The organism is Acinetobacter sp. ANC_7682, from assembly GCF_056779795.1.
The window spans coordinates 1-12,709 of sequence record NZ_JBWYIQ010000005.1 but is presented as its reverse complement, the minus strand read 5'-3'; the positions used below and the strand labels follow the sequence as shown (position 1 = coordinate 12,709).

Below are 12,709 nucleotides of genomic sequence, written 5' to 3'. Positions count from 1 at the left end.
TAATATAACTCAGGTTATTTTATATGCCTTACTTACTGATTTTAATAGGTTGTTTAGGAATAACGATAAGTAGTATAGGAATCTATATTCCAACGATACAACAGCTCGATCTCACTGCTGTTTCATGGATGAGTCAACACCGCAATCCCCTCATAGATGGAATTGCGGTTTTATTGTCTCATGTTGGCGGTTTACCGATCATGCTGATGTGCGTGGCGATTTGGACCTTACAGCAATGGCGATTAAAACAATATGCTAACTGTCTATTTATCTCACTTGGTCTCGTTGGTGGTGCCTGTCTTGGCTGGTTACTCAAATATGCTTTCGACCGACCTCGTCCAAATGCAATTTATCAAATCGTTGAAACTTATGGAGCCGCATTTCCAAGCGCACATAGTCTCTATGCAGCAGTGATTGCTGGTTTGATGATCATGATCTTTCGAAACCATCATCAAAGTAGAATCATTTTCGTCGCTGCCTGTATATGGTTTGTTGGTATGGGTTTTTCACGGGTTTATCTCGGTGCTCATTACCCGACAGATGTTGTTGCAGGTTGGAGTATTGCGTTGATATGGCTGACTATACTGTGGTTAGTCCTATCACAACGGATAGCAAAGCAAACAATTATTTTTAGAGAAAAATCTAACGAGGTGGAATAATGATGTCGGCAAAGCTTTGGGCCCCTGCCCTCACTGCTTGTGCTCTTGCAACAAGTATTGCACTTGTGGGTTGTAGCAAAGATCCAAAAGATGCAGAGCAAGCCGCTGCACAACAGCAAATGCCGCCAACTGAAGTTGGTGTCATCGTTGCTCAACCACAAAGTGTTGAACAAACTGTCGAGCTTTCGGGTCGAACTTCAGCCTATCAAATTTCTGAAGTACGTCCGCAAGCAAGCGGTGTGATTTTAAAGCGTCTGTTTGCTGAAGGTAGTTTTGTGCGTGAAGGACAACCTCTGTACGAAATTGACGCAAATACCAACCGTGCGAACCTAGACAGTGCAAAAGCAGCCTTAGTTCGTCAAAAAGCCAATCTCAATGCTCTTCAAGTTAAAGCTGACCGTTATCGCCAACTTGTCGGTATCAATGCTGTGTCTAAGCAAGAATTTGATGATCTACAAGCACAAGTAAAATTGGCACAAGCAGATGTTGCAGCTTCAGAAGCAGCGGTGAAAAACGCGCAGATTAACTTAGGTTATTCTACTGTTCGTTCACCCATTTCAGGGCAATCAGGCCGCTCTAGTGTGACTGCAGGTGCATTAGTAACGGCTAATCAACCTGAAGCATTGGTGACAATCCAACAGCTTGATCCAATCTATGTTGATATCAACCAATCAAGTGCAGAGCTTCTTCGCTTACGTCAACAGTTGAGTCAAGGTAGCATCGACCGCAGCAACAATACTAAAGTTCGTTTAAAACTTGAAGATGGCAGCATTTACCCTATTGAAGGTAATCTTGCATTCTCTGATGCAAGTGTAAATCCAGAAACAGGGACAGTTACCCTACGTGCTGTGTTCTCAAATCCGAACCAATTATTATTGCCAGGAATGTTCACTAATGCTCAAATTGTGCAAGGTGTAATTCCTAATGCGATTTTAGTGCCTCAAGCGGCTGTGACTCGTACACCAACAGGTCAAGCGACTGCGATGATCGTGAATGCGAAAGGTGCAGTTGAAGTACGTCCAATTGAGACTGCAGGTGTTCAAGGTAAAGATTGGATTGTGACCAAAGGTCTAAATACAGGTGACAAGGTCATTGTAGATGGTGTGGCGAAAGTTAAACCTGAACAACAAGTTGTAGCTAAACCTTACCAACCTCAAGCTGCAGCACCTCAAGCCGGCAAAGATGGTCAACAAGCAAAGCCAGCAGCTCAATCTGAACAAAAAGCTACTTCAAATGCATAAGGAGTAGACTGAATGGCTCACTTTTTTATCCATCGCCCAATTTTCGCTTGGGTGATTGCATTGGTCATCATGTTGGCGGGTATTTTATCCCTCACCAAGATGCCAATTGCGCAATACCCAACGATTGCACCACCAACGGTATCGATTTCTGCAACATATCCGGGTGCATCTGCTGAAACTGTTGAAAACACAGTAACGCAAATTATTGAACAACAAATGAATGGCTTGGATGGGTTACGTTACATCTCATCTAACAGTGCTGGTAATGGACAAGCTTCCATTACACTAAACTTTGAACAAGGTATCGATCCTGATATTGCTCAGGTACAAGTTCAAAATAAACTTCAATCAGCGACTGCACTTTTGCCTGAAGACGTACAACGTCAAGGTTTAAAAGTTACCAAGTCTGGCGCAAGCTTCTTACAAGTTATTGCGTTTTATTCTGAGTCAGATGCATTAGATGCAAATGACATTAAAGACTATGTAAACTCAAATATCTCTGAACCACTTAGCCGTGTGACTGGTGTTGGGGAAGTGCAAGTATTTGGTGGTTCATATGCTATGCGAATTTGGATGGACCCATCCAAAATGGCCAACTTGCAAGTTACACCAAGTGATATTGCAAATGCATTAAGAACTCAGAATGCGCAAGTGGCGGTTGGTCAGTTAGGTGGTGCACCTTCTGTACAAGGTCAAGTTTTAAATGCGACTGTAACTGCTCAAAGTCTTTTACAAACACCTGAACAATTTTCAAATATTTTCCTTAAGAACTCACCAAATGGTGCACAAGTTCGTTTAGGTGATGTCGCAAAAATTGAATTAGGTGCAGATAACTATGCATTTGACTCTAAATTTAATGGTCAACCTGCAGGTGGTGTAGCGATTCGTTTGGCAACGGGTGCAAACGCATTAGATACAGCCCAAGCGATTGAAGATCGTTTAAAAGAATTACGTCCAAACTACCCAACAGGTATGGTGGACAAACTTGCATTTGATACAACACCATTTATTGAGCTCTCAATTAAAAGTGTTGTGAAAACCTTAATTGAAGCGATTATCCTCGTATTCTTGGTCATGTTCTTGTTCCTACAAAACTGGCGTGCAACTATTATTCCAACAATGGCTGTTCCAGTGGTTGTATTGGGTACATTTGCCGTGATCAACATGTTCGGATTCTCGATCAACACATTAACCATGTTCGCTATGGTTCTCGCCATTGGTCTTCTGGTGGATGATGCGATTGTCGTCGTAGAAAACGTTGAACGTGTGATGGCAGAAGAGCATCTTGAGCCTGTGGAAGCGACTGAAAAGTCGATGGGACAGATCTCTGGTGCATTGATTGGTATTACCTCTGTCTTAACTGCAGTATTCGTTCCTATGGCATTCATGGGGGGTACGACAGGTGTAATTTATCGTCAGTTCTCTATCACGCTCGTTACAGCAATGATTCTTTCATTGATTGTTGCATTAACCTTTACCCCTGCATTGTGTGCGACCATGTTGAAAAAACATGATGCCAACAAACCTCAAAGCAATAACATTTTTGCCCGTTTCTTCCGTTGGTTTAACAATGGTTTTGACAAAATTTCGGTGAAATATCAAAACGGCGTAAACCGTTTAACACATGCCAAGCTATTTGCAGGATTGGTCTATGGTGTTGTGATTGCTGTGATGGGCTGGTTATTTGTCAACCTTCCTTCTTCATTCTTACCAGATGAAGACCAAGGTGTGGTGATGACTCTCGTTCAGCTACCACCAAATGCAACGCTTGAACGCACGGGTAAAACAATTGATCAAATGACAGGCTTCTTCCTCAACAACGAGAAAGAACATGTTGAATCTGTATTTAGTGTTGCTGGTTTCTCGTTCACGGGTATTGGTCAAAATGCGGGTCTTGCCTTCATTAAGTTGAAAGACTGGAAAGACCGTACCTCTCCTGAATCTCAGGTCGGTGCAATTATCCAACGTGGTATGGCACTGAATATGATTGTGAAGGATGCCAGCTATATCATGCCTCTTCAACTTCCAGCAATGCCAGAGTTGGGCGTGAGTGCAGGCTTTAACCTACAGTTAAAAGCAGCTGCAGGTCAAAGTCACGAGCAATTATTAGCAGCACGTAATGCTGTACTGGGTTTAGCTTCTCAAGATCAGCGCTTAACAGGTGTTCGTCCTAACGGACAAGAAGATACGCCTCAATATCGTGTCATCGTCGATCATGCTCAAGCAGGTGCTATGGGAGTCAGCATTGCTGAAATCAATAGTACGATGGGTATGGCATGGGGTGGTACATACATCAATGACTTCATCGATCGTGGTCGTGTGAAAAAAGTGTATGTCCAAGGTGAAGCGAGCTCTCGTATGATGCCTGAAGACGTAGACAAGTGGTATGTACGCAATAACCAAGGTACGATGGTTCCATTCTCAGCGTTCGCAACAGGCGAATGGACTTATGGTTCTCCACGTTTAGAGCGTTATAACGGTGTTTCTTCCATGAACATCACAGGTACTCCAGCTCCAGGTGTGAGTTCGGGTGATGCAATGGCCGCGGTTGAAGAAATCATTGCGAAGCTTCCTTCAATGGGCTTACAAGGCTTCGATTACGAATGGACAGGTTTATCTCTCGAAGAACGTGAGTCTGGCGCACAAGCACCATTCCTTTATGCTCTTTCGTTATTGATTGTCTTCCTTTGCTTGGCAGCCTTATATGAAAGTTGGTCTATCCCATTCTCTGTACTCATGGTTGTGCCATTGGGTATTGTTGGTGCACTTGCCTTAACATTCTTGGGAATGATTATTTTGAAAGATCCAAACCTTTCAAATAACATCTACTTCCAAGTGGCGATTATTGCCGTGATTGGTTTGTCCGCGAAGAATGCGATCTTGATTGTAGAATTTGCGAAAGAGCTTCAAGATCAAGGTGAAGAACTCTTCGAAGCAACCTTGCATGCCGCGAAAATGCGTTTGCGTCCAATCATTATGACCACATTGGCTTTCGGTTTTGGTGTTCTTCCTCTAGCTCTCGCTTCTGGCGCAGGTGCAGGAAGTCAACATTCCGTGGGTTATGGTGTACTTGGTGGTGTAATCAGCTCAACACTTTTAGGGATCTTCTTTATTCCAGTGTTCTACGTATGGATCCGAAGTATCTTTAAAACAAAACCAAAACAAAATAAACAGGAGCAAATTTCGTGATGCAAAACGTATGGTCTATTACAGGTCGTAGCATTGCGGTATCTGCAATTGCGCTTGCTTTGACAGCATGTCAAAGCATGCGTGGTCCAGAACCGGTCACTCAAGCCAATATTCCAGGAAGTTATCTTGGCAATGCTTCTGGTCCATCTATTGCTGAGCAAGGTTATAAGGATTTTTTTGTAGATCAACGCTTAATCCAAGTTTTGGATTTAGCCTTGGCAAATAACCGTGATCTTCGTAAAGCGACGCTAAATATCGAATTAGCACGTCAACAATTTCAAATCAGCCAAAACAATCAATTGCCTACGATTGGTGCAAGTGGTGGTGTTTTACGACAAGACACGGTCAATTCGCCAAGCCCAGTAACAACCTATAATGTAGGTTTAGGTTTAACGGCTTATGAAATTGATTTTTGGGGTCGTGTTAGAAGCTTGAAAGACAATGCCCTAGACACTTATCTTTCAACTGCAAGCGCACGTGATGCCACTCAAATAGCCTTGATTAGCCAAACAGCTCAAGCTTGGTTGGCTTACTCATATGCGCAAGCGAATCTTAAGCTCGCTGAACAGACGCTGAAAGCTCAACTTGAATCTTACAATCTCAACAAAAAACGTTTTGATGTGGGAATCGACAGTGAAGTTCCGCTTCGTCAGGCTCAAGTTTCTGTTGAGACGGCACGTGGCGATGTTGCTGAATACAAGACTCAAATTGCACAAGCGGTTAATGCGTTAAACCTCCTTGTAGGTCAACCACTACCTGACAATTTATTGCCTAAAGAGAGAATCACACGTGTGACATCAACCACTGCTTTTGCGGCTGGTTTGCCAAGTGATCTACTCAACAACCGTCCAGATGTTAAAGCGGCTGAATATCAGCTAAGTGCGGCTGGTGCGAATATCGGTGCTGCAAAAGCGCGTTTATTCCCAACCATTAGCCTCACAGGTTCAGCAGGTTATGCATCAACAGACTTAAGTGATTTATTCAAGTCTGGCGCTTTTGTTTGGTCTGTTGGTCCTAGTCTAGATATACCAATCTTTGACTGGGGTACACGTCGTGCCAATATTAAAGTCTCTGAAACACAGCAACAGATCGCATTGTCTGATTATGAAAAATCAATTCAATCTGCGTTCCGTGAAGTGAATGATGCTTTGGCAGTGCGTCAAAATATCGGTGAACGTTTAACTGCACAACGCCGTTTAGTTGATGCGACCAATACAACCTACACACTCTCAAATGCCCGCTTCCGCGCTGGTATTGACAGTTTCTTAACTGTATTAGATGCGCAACGTACATCGTATAGTGCTGAGCAAGGTTTATTGCTGCTTGAACAAGCGAACCTTAACAACCAAATCGAGCTCTATAAATCACTCGGTGGTGGCTTAAAAACCAATACTACGGATCAAGTGATTTATCAGCCTTCAAGCTCAGATTTAAAATACGACAAGAAGTAATTTTTTGTTTAAACAAAGCTCACCTCGGTGGGCTTTTTTATTGTCCCAAATACTGATATTTTGTCATTAATTATCCTTTTTATAACGACTTCAATCACATGCTGTTAAGTAATTTAGAATCTGTACCTGGTCATCAAATTCAACAACAATTTGACGTGGTATATGGCAGTACCGTCAGAAGTAAACACGTCGGGCGTGATTTACTCGCAGGACTTAAGAATATCGTCGGTGGAGAACTCACCGCATACACGGAATTACTTGAAGAGTCTCGTCAAGAAGCAATGAATCGTATGATTGATAAAGCACGTGGCTTAGGGGCGAATGCGATTGTCGGAATTCGTTTCTCAACTTCCAATATTACCCAAGGTGCTTCCGAATTATTTGTTTATGGCACAGCTGTGTATGTCACACCGAATGCACCTAAAATTCCTGATCCATTCACCTCTTAAGGATTCGTTATGGATGGTATCATTTTTCAGGTGGTCATCTTTCTCATCCTATTTTGTATTGGATTTGGATTTGGTCGCTATAATGAACAAAAGCATCTTAAGCAACTTGATGAACAAGAAGCGCGCTTAGCTTATATCAAGTTAGATAGTCAGCGTTTTAAAACTTCTGAAAACCATGGACAAATGATCAGCAGTAATGTTGTGATTTCGCATGATTATTTTAAGTTTGTACTTGCGCAAATCCAAAATTTCTTTGGTGGACGCTTACGCAGTTATGAAAGTATTGTTGAACGTGCAAGACGTGAAGCTATTGTTAGACTTAAACTTGAAGCAGAAAAAATGGGCGCAACTGAAATCTTAGGGTTAAGACTCAGCACCACAGATTTAGGTCTTCAAGGTGGAATGGTTGAAGTATTCGCTTACGGAACTGCTATACAAAAGAGAGACTAAAAGTCTCTCTTTTTCTTTACAGGTATGTAGTAGTCACTCAAGCCGTACACTTTGCTTGAGGAGTCTTCAAACCCCTTATCGCTCGCATGATCATTGAGATAGAAAACCAGACATAGTTGATAAAATTTTTCTCATCGATACGCGGGTCACGATCATTAAAAATTACTTTACTTTCATTTTTCGGATCATTCGATACAGTATTGCTGGTGATAACCGTGAAATAAAGACGCCTAATTTTTCTTTTGCCCCACCCACGACAATATACTCATCCCCTTTCAATAATGCCTGTACGGTTTGTTTAGCAAATTCCTCTGCTTCTAAACCATTTTCAATGGCCTCATCTTGATAACCTTGGGGCTTTCCCTCACCGTTTAAAGCGTTAAAGGATACATTGGTTTTCACAAATCCTGGGAAAATTACCGAGACACCCACACCATCTTGCGCAACTTCAGCACGTAAGCTATTCGCCCACATATGAATCGCACCTTTGGCTGCCGAATAAGTCGCACGATATTGTGTGCCCAATAAACCAGCGACACTTGAGATAAAGGCAATTCGTCCTGACTTTTGTTGCTGAAAAGTCGGCAAAACCGTTTTGGTTAAAAAGACTTGAGAGAAATAGTCAACTTCCATGATCGCACGTTCAGTTTGCATGGTCGTGTCTTTAATTAATGCACGTTGTGATAGACCTGCATTATTGATTAACCAATCAATACGTCCTTTTTGTTGGAGAACTTGTTCATAAGCATGACGAACTTGTGATTCATCTGTGATATCCGCTTTAATGGAAATATGTCGTTCTGGGTGTGCCAAAGACTGCCTTACCGTTTCCAGCTCTTCAAAACGACGAGCCGTCAAAATAACCTGTGCCCCTAAACTGGCACATTCAGCAGCCAACGCTTTACCAAGACCCGATGATGCACCTGTAATCCACACCACTTTCTGATCAAGCTGTTCCAACTTTGCCATTCCCTTTATCCTTATGGTTTAAGCATTTAATTTTGCTTTTTGCTGTCCTTCATTATCAAGAAAAACCAGAAAATGGTCAAAGTACTTCACGATACTTTGTGCATCATGAATTTTGCTTAAATTTTCAAATCGCTTATACCCTAATCCTGTGGTCAGACTGATCACACCATTTAAGGTTTTATCCACCACCATATTAAATTTCAGCATTTTTTTAGGTTCACGAATTAAGCTCGTAACGCCTTGATCAACCACTTTAGTGAAGGCTTTAAAGCCAGGAGCAACATATTGATTTTGACCTTCACGCATACGTTCTGCACAGCCCAGTAACTCATTCACAATAACTTTTTCAACTGGGTATGAAATATAGTATTTTCCATCTTGTTCATACATCAAACTTTGTACATGATTCACCATAGGCATTAAGCGATCATTACCAAAAAATGATACCGACCAAGGCATGTATTTCAAGATTGCATCTTGCACTTGTTTCAATACTTTTGCTGAGTCTTGATCCTTTGCATTAGAATCTTTGACCAGTGTGCCAAAGGCTTGATCAATAATCTCACAAGCAATTTTGGACAGATTATCTCCAAGAATTTTAGCTTGCGCTTCACGATCTCCTGCATTGAGTTTTTGGTGAATGGTTTGATATTGCTGATAAGTTTCAGGTTGTAAGCGCAAAGAAATAGTATAGGTCATGCGATTGTTATCCTTTATTGTCAGGCCGATTCCGCGAGTTGACGCTGGCTTTAGTGTTATTCAAAATCAATTACTGTTCGATTGTGTGGGATTTGAAACGAGAATGCATTTGCTTAACGTGCCTCTCCATGCATTTTTTTTGCTACAATAGATGCAATTTTTTATCTACTTTTGATCTGTTCGAACTATGACTGATTCAGCGCAAAATATTGCTACAACCTACGATCCGACCGAGATCGAGAAAAAATGGTACCAAACTTGGGAAGAACGCGGTTACTTTAAGCCGTCTGAAAAAGGCGAGTCTTTCTGTATCATGATTCCGCCACCAAACGTCACTGGTAGCTTGCACATGGGTCATGGTTTTAACAATGCCATCATGGATGCTTTGACACGTCATAAGCGTATGTCAGGTTTTAACACGCTTTGGCAACCAGGTACTGACCATGCGGGTATCGCAACGCAAATGGTTGTAGAGCGTCAGTTAGGTGCGCAAGGCGTAAGCCGTCATGACTTGGGTCGTGATAAATTCATCGAAAAAGTATGGGAATGGAAAGAACAATCTGGCGGTAATATTACCCGTCAAATTCGTCGTTTAGGTTCGTCTGTTGATTGGTCACGTGAACGCTTTACCATGGATGAAGGTTTATCAAATGCTGTGAAAGAAGTGTTTGTAAAACTTCACGAAGATGGTTTGATCTACCGTGGTAAACGCCTTGTTAACTGGGATCCTAAATTACAAACTGCCCTTTCTGACCTTGAAGTTGAGTCTGATAAAGAAGAACAAGGTTCATTGTGGCACTTCAAATACTTCTTTGAAGACAAATCACTTCGTACCCACGATGGTAAAGATCACATCGTTGTTGCAACCACTCGTCCTGAAACATTATTAGGTGATACAGCCGTTGCGGTTGCGCTTGATGATGAACGCTATGCACACTTGGTAGGTCAAAACATCATCCTACCAATTACAGGTCGTGCGGTTCCAATCGTTAAAGATGAATATGTAGACAAAGAATTCGGTACAGGCTGTGTAAAAATCACCCCTGCGCACGATTTTAATGACTATGAAGTAGGTAAACGCTGCGAATTGCCAATCATCAACATCTTCAACAAAAATGCTGAAGTGTTGGCTGAGTTTGAATATATCTCGAAAGCGGGTGAACAAATTTCTAAAACCATTCCTGCCCCTGCGGACTACATTGGTTTAGAACGTTTTGAAGCACGCAAAAAATTGGTTGAACAAGCAGAAGCTGAAGGCTGGTTAGACCAAATTCAACCTTACACACTTAAACCACCTCGTGGTGACCGTTCAGGTGTAATCGTTGAGCCATTATTGACAGACCAATGGTATGTGAAAATTGCGCCACTTGCACAACCTGCGATTGAAGCGGTTCAAGATGGTCGTATCAAGTTTGTACCTGAGCAGTACAGCAACATGTACATGGCTTGGATGAACAACATTCAAGACTGGTGTATCTCGCGTCAATTGTGGTGGGGTCACCGTATCCCTGCTTGGTACGATGCGGAAGGCAATGTTTACGTAGGTCGTAACGAAGAAGAAGTTCGTGCGAAAAACAACATTCCTGCTGATGTTCAACTCGATCAAGATGAAGACGTATTAGATACATGGTTCTCATCTGGTCTGTGGACATTCTCAACTTTAGGTTGGACAGGCGATGCAGAGAAAGATAAAGAAAACTATTTCTTAAATACTTTCCACCCGACTGATGTGTTGGTGACAGGTTTTGACATCATCTTCTTCTGGGTTGCACGTATGATTATGCTTACGATGCACTTCATGAAAAATGAAGATGGCACACCGCAAGTTCCGTTCAAAATTGTGTATGTACACGGTTTGGTACGTGATGGCGAAGGTCAGAAAATGTCTAAATCTAAGGGTAACGTGCTTGACCCATTAGATTTGATTGACGGTGTAGATCTTGAAACTTTAGTACAAAAACGTACAACAGGTTTGATGAACCCGAAACAAGCGGCGAAAATTGAAAAATCAACTCGTAAAGAATTCCCTGAAGGTATTCAATCTTACGGTACAGACGCGGTTCGTTTCACATTCTGTGCGCTTGCAAACACTGGTCGTGACATCAAGTTCGACATGAAACGTGTTGAAGGCTACCGTAACTTTGCGAACAAAATCTGGAACGCTACTCGTTTCGTGATGATGAACTGCGAAGAGCAAGTGATTGGTATCGATGCTCGTCAAGACCTTTGGGAATTGCCTGAACAATGGATCGTAAGCCGTCTACAAAAAGCGGAACAAGCAGTGCAAACAGCATTTGCAACGTACCGTTTAGACTTGGCTGCACAAGCGATTTACGAGTTCATTTGGAATGAATACTGTGACTGGTATGTAGAGCTGACTAAGCCTGTTCTGAATGATGAAAACGTATCGGTTGAGCGTAAAGCTGAAGTACGTCGTGTTCTTCTTTCTGTGATGGAAGCATCTTTACGTTTAGCGCATCCATTGATGCCATACCTTACAGAAGAAATCTGGCAAACACTTGCGCCGAAACTGAACATTGTTGGCGAAACAATTATGCTTGCACAGTACCCTGTTGCTGACCAAGCATTAATTAACGACCAAGCTGAAGCAGATATGCAATGGCTTCAAGGTTTGATTGGTGCTGTACGTAACATCCGTGGTGAGATGGGTCTAGGTAATGCTCGCTTATTGCCTGTTCTACTTCAAAACACAACTGAGGCGGAAAAAGCACAAATCGCACGTATTGAACCATTGTTTAAAGCATTGGCTAAAGTTGAAAGCATTACTTTCCTAGCTGATGGCGAACAACCACCATTGTCTTCATCAAGTGTAGTGGGTCATGTCTCTGTATTCGTTCCAATGAAGGGCTTAATTGACCCGAAAGCGGAATTGAGTCGTCTACAAAAAGACTTAGACAAAGTTCAAAAACAGCATGACCAAATCGCAACTAAACTTGCAAATGAAGGTTTTGTGGCGAAAGCACCTGCGGCCGTGGTTGACGGTGAGAAAGCGAAACTTGCTGAGTTTGCTGACCAATTAGCGAAGATTAAAGCGAATATGGAGCAGATTGCGGCGCTTTAATTAGATGAATATTTAACTTAATTTTAGTATAAAGGGCTGATTATTCAGCCCTTTATTTTTAATATCGATTGCATTACATATTAAAGCCTATAAAATAACCTCTCTAAAAATTTAATCTAACAAAGAGGCGTATGAATTCAGAATTTATAAAAACAGTTCAAAAATTTTTAGGGATTATTAGTTTTATTTCGGCAATAGTTCTAATTTGTCTTTATTTATTTTTCTCATATCTTCTGAGTTCTGATCCTTTTTCATGGTCTAAGACTTTTTACTCATTAGGAAAAGATGTATCAAATGCATTAATCCCAACTTTAATAATTTTGTCTGTATCTTTATTGCTATTAAAATCATTAACAGATTTTTTTGAAAATCAACGTGATGAAAAATTAATTGATGATATCGCTCGAAGAACATTAGATGAAGTCAAACTGATCCTAGCCAAAATAATGGACAGCACGTCCCTCTAAAGATAACGTAACTTTAATCTTTGGAGATTCAAGAAATGGCTAAACGTTTTAGT

General features: G+C 41.6%; 10 protein-coding genes. 8 read left to right on the top strand and 2 right to left on the bottom strand.

Annotation, left to right across the window (positions count from 1 at the left end; all coding sequences use genetic code 11):
* Positions 1 to 23 precede the first annotated feature (23 nt).
* The 6 genes from AC1M9D_RS03125 (at position 24) to AC1M9D_RS03100 (ending at position 7,439) form a co-directional block, all read left to right on the top strand.
* A complete protein-coding gene (locus tag AC1M9D_RS03125; RefSeq protein ID WP_035267854.1) occupies positions 24 to 659 on the top strand; it encodes a phosphatase PAP2 family protein in 636 nt (211 codons plus the stop codon).
* Positions 659 to 1,900 carry an efflux RND transporter periplasmic adaptor subunit gene (locus AC1M9D_RS03120; protein ID WP_035267853.1) on the top strand — a complete coding sequence of 414 codons (1,242 nt, stop codon included), beginning with the start codon at positions 659 to 661 and terminating at the stop codon, positions 1,898 to 1,900. The genes AC1M9D_RS03125 and AC1M9D_RS03120 overlap by 1 nt, the downstream gene beginning before the upstream one ends.
* 12 nt (positions 1,901 to 1,912) lie before the next feature.
* Entirely contained in the window at positions 1,913 to 5,089 is a 3,177-nt protein-coding gene (locus AC1M9D_RS03115; protein ID WP_481611482.1) for an efflux RND transporter permease subunit, read from the top strand.
* A complete protein-coding gene (gene adeK, locus AC1M9D_RS03110) occupies positions 5,089 to 6,540 on the top strand; it encodes a multidrug efflux RND transporter AdeIJK outer membrane channel subunit AdeK (protein ID WP_481611540.1) in 1,452 nt (483 codons plus the stop codon). Before AC1M9D_RS03115 ends, adeK begins: the two co-directional genes overlap by 1 nt.
* A gap of 98 nt (positions 6,541 to 6,638) precedes the next feature.
* Positions 6,639 to 6,989 carry a YbjQ family protein gene (locus AC1M9D_RS03105; protein WP_092766864.1) on the top strand — a complete coding sequence of 117 codons (351 nt, stop codon included), beginning with the start codon at positions 6,639 to 6,641 and terminating at the stop codon, positions 6,987 to 6,989.
* 9 nt (positions 6,990 to 6,998) lie between these two features.
* Entirely contained in the window at positions 6,999 to 7,439 is a 441-nt protein-coding gene (locus AC1M9D_RS03100) for a YbjQ family protein (RefSeq protein ID WP_092766865.1), read from the top strand.
* Between the two features lie 162 nt (positions 7,440 to 7,601).
* On the opposite strand, the gene AC1M9D_RS03095 is transcribed toward AC1M9D_RS03100, so the two are convergent.
* Complete coding sequence (locus AC1M9D_RS03095) at positions 7,602 to 8,408, bottom strand: SDR family NAD(P)-dependent oxidoreductase (protein WP_035266703.1); 807 nt, start codon at positions 8,406 to 8,408, stop codon at positions 7,602 to 7,604.
* 18 nt (positions 8,409 to 8,426) lie between these two features.
* Positions 8,427 to 9,107, bottom strand: a complete 681-nt coding sequence (locus AC1M9D_RS03090; protein WP_481611481.1) for a hypothetical protein — start codon at positions 9,105 to 9,107, stop codon at positions 8,427 to 8,429.
* Positions 9,108 to 9,294: 187 nt separating this feature from the next.
* Here AC1M9D_RS03090 and AC1M9D_RS03085 point away from each other — a divergent pair, with 187 nt between their 5' ends.
* On the top strand, positions 9,295 to 12,189 hold the full coding sequence (locus AC1M9D_RS03085) for a valine--tRNA ligase (RefSeq protein WP_481611480.1): 2,895 nt from the start codon (positions 9,295 to 9,297) through the stop codon (positions 12,187 to 12,189).
* Between the two features lie 131 nt (positions 12,190 to 12,320).
* Positions 12,321 to 12,656, top strand: coding sequence for a hypothetical protein (locus tag AC1M9D_RS03080; protein ID WP_481611479.1), 336 nt, complete (start codon positions 12,321 to 12,323; stop codon positions 12,654 to 12,656).
* The last annotated feature ends 53 nt before the right edge of the window (positions 12,657 to 12,709 follow it).